11 protein-coding genes are annotated in these 17,355 nt (G+C 59.2%); 3 read left to right on the top strand and 8 right to left on the bottom strand.

Annotated features, from left to right (window positions below):
• Window positions 1-49 precede the first annotated feature (49 nt).
• The 6 genes from CWM54_RS00165 to hutI form a co-directional block, all read right to left on the bottom strand.
• The gene (locus CWM54_RS00165; protein ID WP_061155278.1) at window positions 50-1,429 is read right to left on the bottom strand and encodes an amino acid permease; all 1,380 of its coding nucleotides are present in this window, start codon (window positions 1,427-1,429) and stop codon (window positions 50-52) included.
• A gap of 98 nt (window positions 1,430-1,527) precedes the next feature.
• The gene (gene hutH, locus CWM54_RS00160) at window positions 1,528-3,054 is read right to left on the bottom strand and encodes a histidine ammonia-lyase (protein WP_100695600.1); all 1,527 of its coding nucleotides are present in this window, start codon (window positions 3,052-3,054) and stop codon (window positions 1,528-1,530) included.
• Entirely contained in the window at window positions 3,051-4,739 is a 1,689-nt protein-coding gene (gene hutU, locus CWM54_RS29120) for a urocanate hydratase (protein WP_061155279.1), read from the bottom strand. The genes hutH and hutU overlap by 4 nt, the downstream gene beginning before the upstream one ends.
• Window positions 4,740-4,881: 142 nt before the next feature.
• Entirely contained in the window at window positions 4,882-5,607 is a 726-nt protein-coding gene (locus CWM54_RS00150; RefSeq protein ID WP_008805728.1) for a histidine utilization repressor, read from the bottom strand.
• A gap of 61 nt (window positions 5,608-5,668) precedes the next feature.
• Window positions 5,669-6,625 carry a formimidoylglutamase gene (gene hutG / locus CWM54_RS00145; RefSeq protein ID WP_061155280.1) on the bottom strand — a complete coding sequence of 319 codons (957 nt, stop codon included), beginning with the start codon at window positions 6,623-6,625 and terminating at the stop codon, window positions 5,669-5,671.
• On the bottom strand, window positions 6,622-7,881 hold the full coding sequence (gene hutI / locus CWM54_RS00140; protein ID WP_162677829.1) for an imidazolonepropionase: 1,260 nt from the start codon (window positions 7,879-7,881) through the stop codon (window positions 6,622-6,624). Before hutI ends, hutG begins: the two co-directional genes overlap by 4 nt.
• Before the next feature lie 214 nt (window positions 7,882-8,095).
• On the opposite strand from hutI, the gene CWM54_RS00135 reads away from it, so the two are divergent.
• Window positions 8,096-9,379, top strand: coding sequence for a putative acyl-CoA thioester hydrolase (locus tag CWM54_RS00135; RefSeq protein WP_100695599.1), 1,284 nt, complete (start codon window positions 8,096-8,098; stop codon window positions 9,377-9,379).
• Window positions 9,380-9,469: 90 nt separating this feature from the next.
• Here CWM54_RS00135 and CWM54_RS00130 read toward each other — a convergent pair whose 3' ends face one another.
• Window positions 9,470-12,157: a cation-transporting P-type ATPase gene (locus tag CWM54_RS00130; RefSeq protein WP_061155283.1), complete on the bottom strand. Its 2,688-nt coding sequence runs from the start codon at window positions 12,155-12,157 to the stop codon at window positions 9,470-9,472.
• 51 nt (window positions 12,158-12,208) lie between these two features.
• Complete coding sequence (locus tag CWM54_RS00125) at window positions 12,209-12,640, bottom strand: universal stress protein (protein WP_100681488.1); 432 nt, start codon at window positions 12,638-12,640, stop codon at window positions 12,209-12,211.
• Between the two features lie 533 nt (window positions 12,641-13,173).
• Here CWM54_RS00125 and CWM54_RS00120 point away from each other — a divergent pair.
• Window positions 13,174-14,259 carry an efflux RND transporter periplasmic adaptor subunit gene (locus tag CWM54_RS00120; RefSeq protein ID WP_100695597.1) on the top strand — a complete coding sequence of 362 codons (1,086 nt, stop codon included), beginning with the start codon at window positions 13,174-13,176 and terminating at the stop codon, window positions 14,257-14,259.
• Window positions 14,260-17,325, top strand: a complete 3,066-nt coding sequence (locus CWM54_RS00115) for an efflux RND transporter permease subunit (protein WP_100695595.1) — start codon at window positions 14,260-14,262, stop codon at window positions 17,323-17,325.
• Window positions 17,326-17,355: the final 30 nt, after the last annotated feature.

Raw genomic sequence — 17,355 nt, 5'->3', positions numbered from 1 at the left:
AGTGCCATTTGTAGCCCCGGTAAGCGCAGCGCCACCGGGGAGATTGACCTTACTGTTCAGTGGCCACCTGCAGCGCGGTTTTACGCACCCGCGCATACCACACCACCGTCAGCAGCCCCAGCCAGACCAACCCGGCTAACAGCGCCACGCGCGTCTCTTCCACCATTCCCAGCACGGCGATCACCAGCCCCATAAACAGCAGCGTCAACAGCGGGCCCACCGGCCAGAAAGGAATAGGAAATTCGATCTTACTGCGCTCTTCGGCCGACAAACCGCGACGCATCGAAAAATGAGACAGCAGGATCATCAGCCACACCCAGACGGTGGCAAACGCCGCCAGTGAGGCAATCAGCACAAAGACTTGCTCCGGCATCAGATAGTTAAGCACCACCGCCACCAGCAGCGCCACGCCCATCACCACCACGGTCATCCAGGGCACGCCGTTGCTGGCAATCCGCTGGAAGCACTTCGGCGCCAGCCCCTCTTTCGACATGCCGTACATCATGCGTCCGGCGCCAAAAATATCGCTGTTAATCGCCGAGATACTGGCGCTAATCACGATGATATTCAGTACGGTCGCCGCCGCCGGGATCCCCAGACCATCAAAGATCAGCACAAACGGGCTGCCCTGTTCACCAAAACTATTCCACGGGAAAATCGCCATCAGCACCGCCAGGGTGCAGACGTAAAACAGAATAATACGCAGCGGGATAGTGTTGATAGCCTGCGGGATGACCTTCTTCGGATTCTGCGCTTCCGCCGCGGTGACGCCGATAATTTCCACGCCGCCGAACGCAAACATCACGATGCCAAGCGAGGCGATGATCCCCTGCCAGCCATTAGGCGCAAAACCGCCGTGGCTCCACAGATTTTCCAGCCCGGTGGCCGGGAAACTATGGCCAAAGCCAAAGAAAATAATCCCCGCGCCCGCCGCCATCATGGCGATGATGGCCACCACTTTAATCAGTGACAGCCAGAACTCCATCTCGCCGAACACTCGCACGCTGCAGAGGTTCATCGCGCCAATAAAGAAGATAATGCTGAGGATCCAGATCCAGCGCGGCACATCGGGATACCACAGTCCCATATAGATGCCGAACGCGGTGACGTCGGCCAGCGCCACGATCACCATTTCAAAGGTATAGGTCCAGCCGGTGATAAACCCGGCGAGCGGCCCGAGATACTGGCGCGCATAGCTGCCAAAGGAGCCGGAAACCGGATTGCGCACCGCCATTTCACCCAGCGCGCGCATGACCATAAAGACCGCCGCGCCGCCAATCAGGTAGGCCAGCAGTACCGCAGGGCCCGCCGCTTTAATGGCGGAGGCCGAGCCATAGAACAGCCCGGTACCGATAGCGGAACCAAGCGCGATAAAACGAATGTGTCGGGCATTTAGCCCGCGCAGCAGATGCGGTTTGTGTTGTTGCATATACAGGTGTCCTGATTTTTTTATATGACGACAAATATGCGATGTAGGTCGGCCGGGGGAATGACTTCCCCCGACGCGGGTACAGAGAACAACGGTGATTAATGCAGTACGGCAGGCAGCAGACGCGTCAGGTGACGTGCAGCCAAAAGTGCAATGGCATTTTCAATATCAGGGGCGAAGAAACGATCCTGCGTATAGTGAGATACGCGTTCGCGCAGCAGATGGCGCGCCTCTTCCAGCAGCGGACTGGTGGTCAGCCCTTCGCGCATATCCAGGCCCTGCGCCGCGGCCAGCCACTCGACGGCCAGTACGCCGCGGGTGTTTTCCGCCATCGCCCACAGACGACGGCCGGCAGCCGGCGCCATCGAAACGTGGTCTTCCTGGTTTGCGGACGTCGGAAGGCTGTCAACGCTATGCGGATGCGAGAGCGCTTTGTTTTCACTGGCCAGGGCTGCCGCCGTGACCTGAGCAATCATAAAGCCGGAGTTGACGCCGCCATTCTTCACAAGGAACGGCGGCAGCTGCGACATATGGCTGTCCATCATCAGCGCGATGCGACGCTCGGAAAGCGAGCCGATTTCCGCGATCGCCAGCGCGATATTATCCGCCGCCATCGCTACCGGTTCGGCGTGGAAGTTGCCACCGGAGATCACATCATTCTCAGCCGCGAAGACCAGCGGGTTATCGGAAACCGCGTTCGCTTCGGCTAACAATACCTCAGCCGCCTGGCGGATCTGCGTCAGGCAGGCGCCCATCACCTGCGGTTGACAGCGCAGAGAATACGGATCCTGTACCTTGGTGCAGTTATGGTGTGACCGTGAGATCGCGCTGTCATCGGTCAACAGGTGGCGATACAGTGCCGCCGCATCAATCTGACCACGCTGGCCGCGCACCTCATGAATACGCGCATCGAACGGACGACGGGAACCCAGCGCCGCTTCGGTGGTTAATGCCCCGCACACCACTGCGGAGGCGAACAAATCTTCGGCTTCGAACAGGCCGCGCAGCGCAAAAGCCGTCGACGCCTGGGTGCCGTTCAGCAGCGCCAGACCCTCTTTCGCCGCCAGGGTAATCGGCTCCAGCCCCGCCTGACGCAGCGCGTCGGTCGCTGGCAGCCATTCGCCACCGCGAACCCGCGCTTTGCCTTCACCCAGCAGGGTCAGCGACATATGCGCCAGCGGCGCGAGGTCACCGGAGGCGCCGACGGAACCTTTCGCCGGGATCCACGGCGTCACGCCGGCATTCACCAGGCCAATCAGCGCCTGGATCACGCTCAGGCGGATCCCGGAGAAACCGCGGGACAGACTGTTAATCTTCAGCACCATAATCAGGCGCGCCAGGTCGTCGTCCAGCGGCTCACCCACGCCCGCCGCATGGGACAGCACCAGTGAACGCTGCAGGTTCTCCAGATCGTCCGTCGAGATACGGGTTTGCGCCAGCAGGCCAAAACCGGTGTTGATACCGTAGGCCGTCCGCCCTTCGGCAAGGATGGTGTTGACGCAGGCCACACTCTCATCAATGGCGGCAAACGCGCTGCTGTCGAGGGTAATGTTCAGCGGGTGGCTGTAAACCTCGCGTAGCTGCGACAGGCTCAGTTTCCCCGGAATGAGCGTTAACGATTTCATTTAGCGTTCCCCTGCGTTGCTGCCACCATCGGAAGATTCAGACCCTGTTCTGCTGCGCATTCAATAGCAATATCGTAACCAGCATCGGCATGACGCATCACACCGGTCGCCGGGTCGTTGCGCAGGACGCGAGCAATACGCGCCGCTGCTTCATCGGTACCGTCACAGACGATAACCATCCCGGAGTGCTGCGAGAAGCCCATGCCTACGCCGCCGCCGTGATGCAGCGACACCCAGGTCGCGCCGCTGGCGGTGTTAAGCAGCGCGTTCAGCAGCGGCCAGTCGGATACCGCATCTGAGCCGTCGCGCATGGCTTCGGTTTCGCGGTTCGGGCTGGCGACGGAGCCGGAGTCAAGGTGATCGCGGCCAATCACGATCGGCGCGGAAACTTCGCCGCGGCGCACCATTTCGTTAAACGCCAGTCCGAGCTTCTGACGCCACTCCAGACCTACCCAGCAGATACGCGCCGGCAGTCCCTGGAAGCTGATGCGCTCGCGCGCCATATCCAGCCAATGGTGCAGGTGCTGATCATCTTGAATGATCTCTTTCACTTTCGCGTCGGTTTTGTAGATATCCTGCGGATCGCCGGACAGCGCTACCCAACGGAACGGGCCGATACCGCGGCAGAACAGCGGGCGGATATACGCCGGCACGAAACCCGGGAAATCGAAGGCGTTGCTGACACCCACTTCCTGCGCCATCTGACGGATATTGTTGCCGTAGTCGAAGGTCGGCACCCCCATCTCGTGGAAGGCCAGCATCGCCTGCACGTGGTCGGCCATTGAGCGTTTCGCCGCCAGCATGGTGCCCTGCGGATCGGATTCAGCTTTCTGCTGATACTCTTCCCAGCTCCAGCCTTTCGGCAGATAGCCATGCAGCGGGTCGTGGGCACTGGTCTGGTCGGTGACCATATCCGGGCGCACGCCGCGTTTCACCAGCTCTGGCACGATATCCGCGGCGTTGCCGCACAGCGCGATGGAGATGGCGCGGCCTTCGGCGGTGTATTTTTTGATGCGCGCCAGGGCGTCATCCAGAGAAGTGGCTTGTTCATCCACGTAGCGGGTACGCAGACGGAAATCGATACGGCTCTGCTGACATTCGATGTTCAGCGAGCAGGCGCCTGCCAGCGTCGCGGCCAGCGGCTGCGCGCCACCCATGCCGCCCAGACCGGCGGTTAATACCCAGCGGCCTTTCAGGCTGCCCTGATAGTGCTGGCGACCGGCTTCGACGAAGGTTTCGTAGGTGCCCTGCACGATGCCCTGGCTACCGATGTAGATCCAGCTGCCGGCGGTCATCTGGCCGTACATCGCCAGCCCTTTGGCATCCAGTTCGTTGAAGTGTTCCCAGGTGGCCCAGTGCGGGACCAGGTTGGAGTTAGCGATCAGCACGCGCGGCGAGTTTTCATGCGTTTTAAATACGCCGACCGGTTTACCGGACTGCACCAGCAGGGTCTCGTCGCTTTCCAGGTTTTTCAGCGCCTTCACGATAGCGTCATAGCATTCCCAGTTGCGCGCAGCGCGACCAATACCGCCATAGACCACCAGCTCATGCGGGTTTTCAGCGACATCGGGATCGAGGTTATTCATTAACATACGCAGCGGCGCTTCGGTCAACCAGCTCTTGGCGGTCAGCGTCGTGCCTCTCGGTGCACGGACGTCCAGCTGGCGATATTTGCTTTGCGACATCGGGGTTTCTCCTGACAATTAACGTTGTGTACGTAGATACATATACTTGTCTATACAACTCTGCGCAAGCCAGGATTTAACAGAAATGATACAATTTTGTTATATTGCGTCAGCAATCACGTTTTGCTGACGCGAGGAAGGATCAGGAGCTGAAATGGCCCTGCAGACGGTAGCGTGCGCCGGGGAACAGCAGGCGAGCATGAGAGACAATATGCGTCTTCGACCAGGTGCGACGGCGAATGAGCAGGCAGGGATCGTGCGGCAGAATGCGCAGCAGCGCGCACTCCTCTGACGTCGCCTGCACCGCCTCGACAATATGTTCGCCTTCGGTTAATGGCGCGATCAGTGACAGATAATCATGCGGCGTGGTGGTGGTGTAATCCTGTAACAGATAATCCGGCACCACCGCGGCATTGACGCAGCGATCTTCGATTTGTACCGGAACCTCGTTTTCGAAATGCACCATCCGTGAATGAAAGATGCGCGTGCCTTCGGCGACGGTGAGCGCCTCCGCCTGAATGAGATCGGCTTCGGTCTCCTCCAGTAGCAGCACTTCACAGCGGTGCTGATGGCGACGAGAGACAATCTCATCGGCAATGCTGCGCACTTCAAACAGCGCCGACTGCCCTTTCGGCTCGGCGACGAAGGTACCGACCCCCTGCAGCCTGACCAGCAGGCCTTCATCCGTCAGCTCGCGCAGCGCGCGGTTGATGGTCATCCGGCTGAAGCCGAACTGGGCTACCAGTTCAGCCTCCGAGGGAATTCGGTCGTGCGGACGCCACTCGCCGCGGTAGATTTTTTCGCTGATCGCCTGCTTCACCTTTTCATAGAAAGGCGCGGGCGCGGAACGAGGTTGTTGTGCAAACATGGCCTGGCTTTCCTTATGCGTAATAAGCGGAGCGGCGAAACGAAAATAATAGCGCGGATCGCTAGCGCCACCAATGGGCGATTTGCCATGCCAGACGGGCCGCCGCGCGGGCGCCCTGTCCGTCGATGTCAAATTGCGGATTAAACTCGACCAAATCTACCGCCTGCAGCTTACCGCTGCGGCACAACGGCTCAACGATGCGCAGCAGGATTGCCAGCGGCACGCCCAGCGCCGCCGGGGCCGACACCGCCGGCATTTCCCGCGCCGGCAGCACGTCGAGATCGATGGTCAGATACAGACGATCGTACTGCGCGATATTACGCTCCAGCTCCGGCAACACGTGAGTGTCGAAGGCCGCCAGCACCGCCAGATCCTCAACGATAGCCACCTGGCGGCGCGCCGCTTCATCCCATAGCGCCTGAGTGTTGGCCGCCCGGCTGACGCCGATGCAGGTATAGTGAAAACCGCGCTGCTGCGCGTCACACTCCAGCGCCAGCTGGCGGAACGGCGTCCCGGAGCTGGCGCATTCGGCAAAGCGTAAATCAAGATGCGCATCGAGATTAATAATGCCCACTTTTTCGCCCGGGAAGGCATCCAGTACCCCAGCGCCGTGGCCGAAGGCCGTCTCGTGGCCGCCGCCCAGGACCAGCGTACGTTTACCGGCACGCTGGCAGGCGGCCACCGCCTCGCGCAGCGCCTGATGCGCGGCTTCTAACTGTTCGCCATCGACGCTGATGGTGCCCATATCCACGCACCGGTCGTGGCCCTGATGGCTGGCCATATTGGCCAACGCCCGGCGCAGCGTTTCCGGGCCAAGCGCGGCACCGGTACGCCCTTTGTTACGCCGGACCCCTTCGTCACAGGCGAAGCCGAGCAGCGCGATATCGCCGGGCATCGCCTGCGGCGCGAAGCGTTCCGCGCGGGCGATAGTCTGGAACAGGCGCAGCGCATTAGGCGCTTCCGCGCTATCATCACGCCCCTGCCAGAGACTGGCGGGCGTGGCTTGCCATAGCATCATTGCATTTCTCCTCGCACCACGCGCTGCCAGAGCGGCGCGCGCCCCGGCTCATACACCATCTCGACCGGATGCTCAGCATCCCAGATGGCAAAGTTAGCCACAAAGCCCGCCGCCAGCTGACCGTGGCTGTCCTGCCGCCCCAGCGCCCGCGCGGCATGGCGCGTTACCCCGGCCCACGCCTCTTCCGGGGTTAAACCAAACTTGACGCAGGCCATGTTCATCGCCAGATGCAGGCTGGCGAAGGGGCTGGTGCCGGGGTTGAAATCGGTCGCCACCGCCATCGGCACCTGGTACTTGCGCAGCAGTTCCACCGGCGGTTTGCGGGTTTCATTGAGGAAGTAGAACGCACCGGGCAGCAGAGCCGCCACGGTGCCGCTTTCGCGCATCGCCGCCACGCCCTCTTCCGTCAGATATTCGATATGGTCGGCGGACAGTCCGTGATAGCGACTCACCAGCTGCGCGCCGCCCAGCGACGAGAGCTGCTCAACGTGGCCTTTTACCGGAATGCCCAGCGCCTGCGCGGCCTGAAAGACGCGCTCGGTTTGCTGCGGGCTGAAGCCAACGTTTTCGCAAAAGACGTCAACGCTTTCAAACAGCCCCTCCTGCCACAGCGTCGGCAATAGGGTCTCGCAGACCAGTGAGATATAGCCATCGGCGTCGCCATGATATTCCGGCGGCGTGGCGTGGGCGGAGAGCAACGTCGCCGACAGCTCCACGCCATTGTCGTCAGCCAGCTGGCGGGCGACCCGCAGCATTTTGCGTTCGTTTTGCAGATCGAGACCGTAACCGGATTTGATCTCCAGGGTCGTCACCCCTTCACGCAGCAGGCGCGCCAGACGCGGCTGCGCCAGCGCCAGTAGTTCCGCTTCGCTGCTGTCGCGCGTGGCGCGCACAGTGGAATTAATCCCACCACCGTTAGCGCTGATGGTTTGATAGGAGACGCCGTTCAGCCGCTGCTCCCACTCCTGCGCCCGGCTGCCGCCAAAGATCAGGTGGGTATGGCAGTCGATTAAACCCGGCGTAACCAGCCGGCCTTCGAGATCGATACTGCGCCCGCTGGGGGCGTCAGCGTCGGCGACAATTGCCTCAATGCGGCCATTGCGCACCAGCAGCGCATGGCGCTCCAGCAGACCGTAGGGTTGAGAGTAATCAGGGTTCAGGGTGGCGAGACGCGCGTTTCGCCAGACAACGAGTTCGGGGGTGGCTTCAGTCATAGCGCTCAACTTGTCATGGGTTGTATAGACATTTATTTTCATAACGCCGGTAATGTCAACAAAAGCGCGAGTAAATGTTATTTTTTTGTGACTGGAGGCCGTTCGACGACGCGGCGTATTGCGTAAAGAAGGTAAGTTTTTCAGCCCACGTCTTCCCGTTTCGTTCAAGTTAGTATAAAACAGCAGGTTTTAAAGGACTTATACCCTGGCGTCTCAGCCGGGGTATTTCACTACGCTTAATTTTGCCCGGAGCAACATGAACACATATTCCGTTTCCCGTCTGGCGCTGGCGCTGGCCTTCGGCGTGACGCTGTCCGCCTGTAGCTCGACGCCTGCCGATCAACAGCCCTCTACGCAGACTGCACCGGGCACCACCGCGCGTCCCATTCTGAACGCCGATGAAGCGAAGAACTTCACCCCGGCGGCCTATTTCCAGTCGCTGACCCCCAATGCCGCGGCCTGGACGCCGTCCGCCATCAGCCTGCCGGCGCAGCCTGACTTTATCGTTGGCCCGGCGGGAACCCAGGGCGTGACCCATACCACCGTCCAGGCGGCGGTCGATGCGGCGATTGCCCGTCATTCAAATCGCCGTCTGTTTATTGCCATCATGCCTGGCGAGTACCCGGGAACGATTTACGTACCGGCGGCGCCTGGCGCCCTGACCCTGTATGGTACCGGCGATAAACCGATTGACGTGAAAATCAGCGAAGCCATTGATTCTGAAATGGATCGCAACACCTGGCGCCGTCTGGTCAATCCGGGCGGTAAATATATGCCGGGCAAACCGGCATGGTATATGTTCGACAGCTGCCAGAATAAATCCGCGGCCACCGTCGGCGTGATGTGCTCCGCGGTCTTCTGGTCGCAGAATAACGGCCTGCAGTTGCAGAACCTGACCATCGCCAACAACCTTGGCGACAGCGTCGACGCCGGGACTCACCAGGCCGTCGCCCTGCGCACCGATGGCGATCAGGTGCAGATCAACAAGGTCAATATTCTTGGCCGTCAGAACACCTTCTTTGTGACCAACAGCGGCGTGCAGAACCGTCTGCAGGATAACCGCCAGACCCGCACCCTGGTGACCAACAGCTATATTGAAGGCGATGTGGATATCGTGTCCGGTCGCGGCGCGGTGGTATTTGATAACACCGATTTCCGCGTGGTGAACTCGCGTACTCAGAAAGAAGCCTATGTTTTCGCGCCGGCTACCCTGAAGAGCGTGACCTACGGCTTCCTGGCGACCAACAGCCGCTTCACCGCGTCCGGCGATAACGTCGCGCAGCTGGGCCGCGCGCTGGACGTTGACGGCGACAGCAACGGCCAGGTCGTGATCCGCGACAGCGTCATCAATGAAGGCTTTAACATCGCCCAGCCGTGGGCGGCAGCGGTCGGTTCAAACCGTGCCTTTAGCGGTAACGTTGGCGCAGTAGATGCCAAAGGTAATCTGCAGCGCAACCTCAACGACAATAGCGTCAATCGCATGTGGGAATATAACAACCGCGGCGTGGGAAGCACTGTGGTCGCCGAGCAGAAACAGTAAAGCACAATAACCGAAAACCATCATAAAAGAGGGGGCGATGCCCCCTCTTCTCTTTTGCGTGTTCTCTTTTGCGTACTGCACGTCACGCCGTCAGGCGGTTCGCCATTTGCGGGTCAGCGGTTTTTCCAGTTCAACGATCAGGAACATCGCGAAGCCGATGATGAAGGTGATCACCCAGTAGCGGAACGGCAGCCCGGTGGTACCGAACAGCATCTGCATAAACGGCGCATAGATAATCAGCAACTGCAGCACCAGCAGCACGCCGCTGACAATCCAGATCCCTTTGTTGGCCAGCAGACTTTTCGTCAACGAGAAACCATCCGACACGCGGCAGTTCAGCATATAGAACCACTGGGCGGTGACCAGGGTCTGCAACAGCACGGTACGGATAAACTCCGGCGAATAGCCGCGCGGTTGCAGCCAGGCTTCGAGAATAAATGCGCTGACCGCAATCATCGACCCCACAAACGCCACGCGCCAGATGGCAAAGCCGTCCATGACGTGAATTTTCGGATCACGCGGCGGCCGCCGCATAATATTTTTCTCACCGGCTTCAAACGCCAGACCAAACGACAACGTGGCGGAGGTGGCCATGTTCATCCACAGGATCAGCACCGGCGTCAGCGGCAGTACGTTGCCCGCCAGCAGCGCGATCACGATCAGTAACCCCTGCGCAAGGTTGGTCGGCATGACGAAGAGAATGGTTTTCTTCAGGTTGTCATACACCCGACGCCCCTCGCGGACCGCGCTGGCGATGGTGGCGAAGTTATCATCGGTCAGCACCATATCGGCGGCTTCCTTGGTCACCTCGGTCCCCTTGATCCCCATCGCCACGCCGACGTCAGCCTGCTTCAGCGCCGGGGCATCGTTCACCCCATCGCCGGTCATCCCGACAATCTCTTTCTTGCTCTGCAGGGCCTGCACCAGACGGAACTTATCTTCCGGGCTGGTTCGGGCGAAGATATCAAACTGCTGTGCGGCCACGCTCAGCTGTGCGTCGTCCATCACCTCCAGCTCACGCCCGGTAATGGCATTCCCGGCATTGCCAATCCCCAGCATCTTGCCGATACTCATTGCCGTTTGCGGGTGGTCGCCGGTGATCATCTTCACGCGGATCCCGGCCTGCAGGCAGTCGGCAATCGCCGTGATGGCCTCCGGACGCGGCGGATCCATCATCCCGGCAACCCCTAACAAAATCACCCCCTGCTGCAGATCCTGATGGGTCAGCTCCGTCTGGCCTGCGGAAGCCGGCTTCCAGGCCGCGGCCACCATCCGTAGCCCTTCCCGGGCGTACTCTTCAATTTTGGCTTCCCAGTACGGCAGATCCAGAGGCTGTAATCCGCTGTCGCTCTGCTGATATTGACACAGGCGGAACAGAACATCCGGCGCGCCAGTGACCAGCACCACCTCCTCTTCACCCAGCCGGTAGAGGGTCGACATGTATTTATATTGCGAATCAAAAGGAATTTTACTGCGCAGCTCGCTGGTCAGCGGCGGCAAAGTGACCTTCGCCGCCAGTACCTTCAGCGCCCCCTCGGTCGGGCCACCGGTGATTTTCCACAGCCCGCTCTCATCTTTAATAAGCTGGCTGTCGTTACACAGATCGATGGTACGCAGATAGCGCTCGAATAGCGTGCCAGGTGCAACCGCGACCGGCGTCGGGTCATCAATGGCGTGGATCTTACCAACCGGCTCATAGCTGTCCCCTTCCACCCGATAGACGCTGTCCGCGGTGATCACCGCCTTCACCGTCATTTCGTTCATGGTGAGGGTCCCGGTTTTATCCGAACAGATAACCGTCATCGCGCCGAGGGTTTCCACCGTCGGCAGCTTGCGGATAATCGCTTTCTGGCGCGCCATCGCCTGCACACCGAGCGACAGAATAATCGAGATAATCGCCGGCAAGCCTTCCGGGACTGACGCCACCGCGAGGCTAATCAGCGACAGCATCAGTTCGGAGACCGGCATATCGCGGAACAGCAGGCTAAAGACGAACAGAGCCGCCATCATCACCAGAATGAGGATAAAGATGGCTTTGCCCAGTTTGTCCATTTGCACCAGCAGCGGCGTGCGGTGTTTCTCAATGCCCGCCATCATCTGGTTGATGTGACCGAGCTCGGTATCGCCGCCGGTGGCCACAACAATCCCTTTGCCCGCCCCTGAACTGACGGTGGTCCCGGAAAACAACAGGTTGCTGCGATCGCCGAGCGGTAAATCGCCGCTTAGCGGCTCAGTGGTTTTTTCCACCACCGTCGACTCCCCGGTGAGGATCGCCTCTTCCACCCGCAGGTTGTGCGCCTCAATCACGCGTAAATCGGCGGGGATACGGTCGCCCGCGCGGATCACCACAATATCGCCGGGTACCAGCGAGGTGGTGGGGATGGTTTCATGGTTACCCTGACGGATCACCACCGCTTCGCTGGACAGCATATTGCGGATACTCTGCAGCGATTTTTCCGCATTACTCTCCTGAATGAAGCCGATCAGCGCATTGACGACCGCCACAGCGAGGATCACCGCCATGTCGATCCAGTGGCCCATCACCGCCTTCAGCAGCGCCGCCGCCAGCAGCACGTAGATCAGCACATCGTTAAAATGCACGATGAAACGCAGCCAGGCTGGCTTACCCGGCTTCTGCGGCAGGGCGTTTTCGCCATACTGCTGCAGGCGTGTGGCCGCTTCTGTCCCGCTAATACCCTCCGGCGTACTTTGCACGCTGGCGAGCGTCTCCTCGACGGAGCGCTGATAGAAGGGCGCCCCCGGTTTATCTGTATTCATACTCTCTCCCTCGATTTCTGAAGCGGAAGTCAGGACGACATCCCGCCGTCATCAGCGCACAACGAAAACCGGTACATGGGCGTAGCGCACGATGTTTGCCGCTTCGGAGCCCAGAAGATGGGTCTGGATCCCCGGATTACGCGAACCGACAATCACCACGTCCGCTTTCAACTCATCGGCCAGGGCGATCACTTGATCGCGAATATTGCCACTGCGCACATACAGATGGCTGGCGTCTTCCGCAAGGCCATTTTTCTTTACCAGTTCGCTTAGTTTTTCCTTAGCAGTAGAAATCAGATGTTCCTCCATCTTTCGTGCATCAGAGATAAATCCTCGCGTTAATACCGGTGAAAATGCCGGAATAACATGGACAAGATGTATTTGCCCGGCAGAGTGCTGGGCGAGGAATTTCGCATGAGAGAGGGCTTTGTCGGCCAGGCCTGCATCAAACACGTCAACGGGAACAACGATATTTTTATACATGAGATAATCCTTTTATTACCAATACAATGCGTAGTGATGAATAGCCCCATTCTTGGGGAGGAAGCAAATCTCAACAACAGAAGCGGAAAACGGAATAGATGTTATTAAACGTAGCACAGGAAAATTAACATTAGAAAATGAGCCATTAATAGACTGAAAAATATTATAAAAACCCGCGAATGCCTGCAGATCTCCTGCCCTTACCCCCTTGACGCCAACAGCGACGCGGTATTCTCTTTTTTAACACTTCATGTTTTCTCCGACTATGCTGATTACAAGCAGGAGTGCCGCACCGAATGTCCGACGGTCACACGTCGTGCCGGACGAAATGACATTCGCGGTTCGGGTGGGAGTTAAGGGAGAAAATCATGTTTGGTTATAGCCTGTTACGTCTGGGATTGTTTGTCGCGCTGGCCATTGTCGCCTGTACGCTGGTAGGACTATTCACTTATCTGGTTGTCGCCGCCCTCGCAGAATAAGCGTGCGCCGCGTAATAAAAACGTAAAATAAATCATGAGTCTGAGGGGAATACTGTGAACCGTTATTTTTCTCTCATCCCGGTTGTTATTTTATTAACAACCGCTTGCGATCAGAAAGCACCGTCCGTCGAAGCCGCCCCCCGGATGGTCAAGGTGGCGCAAGTTACCGCCGTGGGTAACACCCAGCAGCGGACGTTTCCAGCCCGCATCGAGTCTGGCGACTCCACCGAGCTGTCGTTTAAACGGGGTGGTCAGGTGGAGTCACTGGATATTCGCCAGGGCGCAACCCTAACCCAGGGACAAACGCTGGCGCGTCTGAATGCCCGCGAAGCCCAGCAGCGAGTCAATGAGCGACAAACGGCGGCGACCCTCGCCCAGCGTCAGTTTGATCGTTTCCAGACCCTGGCGGGACGCCAGGCGATTTCCCAGGCGGAGATGGACGTGCAGCGCGCCAATCGCGATGCCGCCAACGCGGCCTTAAAAATCGCTCGTGAAGAGCTGGCGCAAATGAGTCTCACCGCCCCCTTTGGCGGGATTGCCGCTGGCGTGCATATCCGTAATCATCAGGTGGTCGCGGCTGGCCAGCCGGTGGTCACCCTGACGCGTACCGACCTGCTCGATGTGGTCTTCAGCATTCCGGAAAATCTGTTCACCTCGCTGGATATCCGCAATACCGCCTACCGCCCCGTCGTCAGGATCAATACTCTGCCGGGCCGCGAGTTTACCGCGGAATACAAAGAGCATACCGGCAGCAGCGACAACAGCACCCTCACCTGGCAGATCATTTTAACCATGCCGCGGCCGGATGATTTCCCTACCGTCGGCGGGGTCAGCGGCACCGTGACGGTCAATCTCGGTAATTTACCGGCCAGCGCCGGGCGGGAAACCCTCGTGGTGCCAGTGGAAGCGGTGTTTAACCCCGATAACCGGCCGAAGAATGAACCGGTCGTCTGGGTGGTAAAAGGCGACAACACGCATCTGTATCTTGAGGAGCGCAGGGTCACGGTGGGGGAAGTGACCTCGCAGGGAGTGATGATCACCGAAGGGCTCCGCGCGGGTGAACAAGTGGTTGCCGCAGGCGTGAGCGAACTCCACGACCGGCAGCCGGTGCGGATCTGGACGCGTGAACGAGGATTATAAATGGACATTTCCCGCCAGTTTATTAACAACCCGACCCGCGTCTGGTTAGCCATTTTGCTGTTGGGGGTGGGTGGCCTGTTCGCCCTGCTCAATATCGGCCGTCTGGAAGATCCTGCCTTCACCATTAAAACGGCGGTGATCGTCACCCACTACCCTGGCGCGTCTGCCCAGCAGGTGGAGGAGGAGGTGACCCTGCCGCTGGAAAACGCGATTCAGCAACTTCCCTCGCTGGATAACGTCAGCTCCATCTCCTCGAATGGCTTATCGCAAATTACGGTGAATATTGCTTCGCAATACCATTCCAGCGAACTGCCGCAAATCTGGGATGAGCTGCGTCGCCGCGTCGGTGACGCCAGCCGGCTTTTTCCCCCGGGGGTAGTCCCCTCCTTCGTCAATGATGACTTTGGCGATGTGTTTGGCTTTTTCTTCGCCATTTCGGGCGACAGTTTTACCAACCCTGAGCTGGTGCGCTATGCCGAGCAGCTGCGCCGCGAGCTGGTGCTGGTGCCGGGCGTCGGCAAAGTCGCCATTGGCGGCGCGATTCCACAACAGATCAATGTTGATATCTCGCTGGCGAAAATGGCGGCGCGCGGTATTACCCTTAACCAGCTTGCCGCTATCCTGACCCGGCTCAACGTGGTGTCCAGCGCCGGGGAGATCCGCGCTGGCAGCGAATCGATCCGCCTTCACCCCACCGGGGAGTTTCAGAATATCGATGAGCTGGGGGATCTGCTGGTCAGCCCTCATGGCGCCAGCGCCACCACCCGACTACGGGATATTGCCACGTTGTCGCGCGGGCTGACCGACTCTCCCTCCAGTATCTATCATGCCAACGGCCGCCAGGCGGTGACCATGGGGGTCTCCTTTATCCCTGGCGTTAACGTCATTGACGTGGGGCATGCCCTCGAAGCCCGACTTCAGCAGATGGCCGCCGATAAACCGGCGGGTATCGACATCGCCATTTTTTACGATCAGGCGGCAGAGGTCGCCCACTCGGTCAATGGCTTTATTACCAACTTCCTGATGGCCCTGGCGATCGTCGTCGGCGTGCTGCTGGTGTTCATGGGGGTGCGCAGCGGGATCATTATTGCTTTGTCGCTGGCGCTCAACGTCCTCGGCACTCTGCTTATCATGTATATCTGGGGGATCGAGTTACAGCGAATCTCCCTCGGGGCGCTGATCATCGCCCTGAGTATGTTGGTGGACAATGCCATTGTCATTGTCGAAGGGGTGCTGATTGCCCGCCAGCAAGGATCTCCGCTGCTGGGCGCGATTAATTATGTGATCCGCCGCTCCGCCCTGCCGCTGCTCGGCGCCACCGTTATTGCCATCCTCGCCTTCGCGCCAATTGGCCTTTCACAGGACTCTACCGGGGAGTATTGCAAATCCCTGTTCCAGGTGCTGCTGATCTCCCTGATGCTGAGCTGGTTTTCCGCCCTGACCATCACCCCGGTGCTCATTAAGTGGTGGTTGTTTAAAAACGCCCCGCCGGCCGCCGCGCCGGAGGAAAAAGCCGATCCCTACCGCGGCCGCTTTTACCGCGGCTATCAGCAGACGCTGCGAATACTGCTGCAGCAAAAGACCCTGACCCTGGTGCTGATGGGCGTGCTGTTAGCCGGGGCGATCTGGGGCTTCACCTTCGTCCGGCAGAATTTCTTTCCGTCATCGAATACGCCCATTTTCTTTGTCGACCTGTGGCTGCCCTACGGTACCGATATTAACGCCACCGAGCAGATGACCCGCGATATTGAGCGGTCGATCGCCAGCCAGCCAGGAGTGGCTACCACCGTCTCCACCATCGGCCAGGGCAGTATGCGATTTATTCTTACCTACAGCGGCCAGCGGCAGTACAGCAACTACGCACAGATTATGGTGCGGATGGATGACCAGCGCAGTATCGCCCCCGTCACCCGCCACGTAGAGGCCTGGATTGCCAGAAACTACCCGCAGGTGAACGCCAGCACCAAACGCATTATGTTCGGCCCCTCCGGCGATAGCGCGATTGAAGTGCGCATTAAGGGTCCTGATCCGGATACCCTGCGCGCGCTGGCCAGTCAGGTGGGCGACATTCTCGCCGCGGATCCGGCGACCGACAGCGTACGTAACGACTGGCAGAACCGCAGCAAGGTGATCCGCCCGCAATACTCTCTGGCGTTGGGACGTGAGCTGGGGGTGGATAAACAGGATATTGATAGCGCGCTGGAGATGAATTTCTCCGGCAGTCGCGCCGGGTTATATCGCGAGGGCGCCGACCTGTTGCCGGTTATCGTCCGTCCGCCGGAAGCGGAGCGACAGGATGCCAACCACCTGAATAACGTGCTGGTCTGGAGCCAGAGCCGGCAGCAGTATATTCCGTTGAGTAACGTCATCAATGGCTTCTCGCTGGAGTGGGAAGATCCATTGATTCTCCGCCGCGATCGCACCCGGGTGCTTACCGTTCAGACCGACCCCAGCCCGCAAAGTGGCCAAACGTCGGGCGATATCCTTGCCAGGGTGAAACCGCGCATTGACGCGCTGACCCTGCCGCATGGCTACCGCATCGAATGGGGGGGCGATGCGGAGAACTCCAGTGAAGCGCAGCAAGGGCTGTTCACGACCCTGCCGCTTGGCTATCTGGTGATGTTTATCATTACGGTGCTGATGTTCAGTTCGCTGAAAAACGCCGTTGCCATCTGGCTAACCGTGCCGCTGGCGCTGATCGGCGTCACGCCCGGCTTTTTGCTGACCGGCATCCCCTTCGGCTTTATGGCCTTAATCGGCCTGCTTAGCCTCAGCGGTATGCTGATCCGCAACGGCATTGTACTGGTGGAAGAGATAGAGCAACAAAAACAGGAGAAAGATCAACGACAAGCTATCATTGATGCGGCAACCTCTCGTCTGCGGCCGATCCTGCTGACCGCCTTTACCACCGTGCTTGGCCTTGCCCCGCTCCTGCGCGATGTCTTCTTCCAGAGTATGGCGGTGGTGATTATGTTCGGACTGGCCTTTGCCACCGTACTGACGCTGCTGGTTCTGCCGGTCATTTACGCTTGCTTCCACCATAAGGATATGACGCCTCAACGATGAACAGTACCGGTCTGAGCATTATCAAGACAT

Origin of the sequence: Klebsiella sp. D-Nf1 (assembly GCF_002810515.1) — a bacterium.
Lineage (GTDB): Bacteria > Pseudomonadota > Gammaproteobacteria > Enterobacterales > Enterobacteriaceae > Klebsiella > Klebsiella variicola.
This window is presented reverse-complemented; position numbering and strand designations above follow the sequence as displayed.

Coding starts and splice junctions, on each gene's coding strand:
- hutH (WP_100695600.1), bottom strand. CDS start 3,054: ATGAAATCGTTAACGCTCATTCCGGGGAAACTGAGCCTGTCGCAGCTA.
- CWM54_RS00130 (WP_061155283.1), bottom strand. CDS start 12,157: ATGAATACAGATAAACCGGGGGCGCCCTTCTATCAGCGCTCCGTCGAG.
- CWM54_RS00165 (WP_061155278.1), bottom strand. CDS start 1,429: ATGCAACAACACAAACCGCATCTGCTGCGCGGGCTAAATGCCCGACAC.
- CWM54_RS00115 (WP_100695595.1), top strand. CDS start 14,260: ATGGACATTTCCCGCCAGTTTATTAACAACCCGACCCGCGTCTGGTTA.
- CWM54_RS00125 (WP_100681488.1), bottom strand. CDS start 12,640: ATGTATAAAAATATCGTTGTTCCCGTTGACGTGTTTGATGCAGGCCTG.
- CWM54_RS00150 (WP_008805728.1), bottom strand. CDS start 5,607: ATGTTTGCACAACAACCTCGTTCCGCGCCCGCGCCTTTCTATGAAAAG.
- CWM54_RS00135 (WP_100695599.1), top strand. CDS start 8,096: ATGAACACATATTCCGTTTCCCGTCTGGCGCTGGCGCTGGCCTTCGGC.
- hutG (WP_061155280.1), bottom strand. CDS start 6,625: ATGATGCTATGGCAAGCCACGCCCGCCAGTCTCTGGCAGGGGCGTGAT.
- hutI (WP_162677829.1), bottom strand. CDS start 7,881: ATGAAAATAAATGTCTATACAACCCATGACAAGTTGAGCGCTATGACT.
- hutU (WP_061155279.1), bottom strand. CDS start 4,739: ATGTCGCAAAGCAAATATCGCCAGCTGGACGTCCGTGCACCGAGAGGC.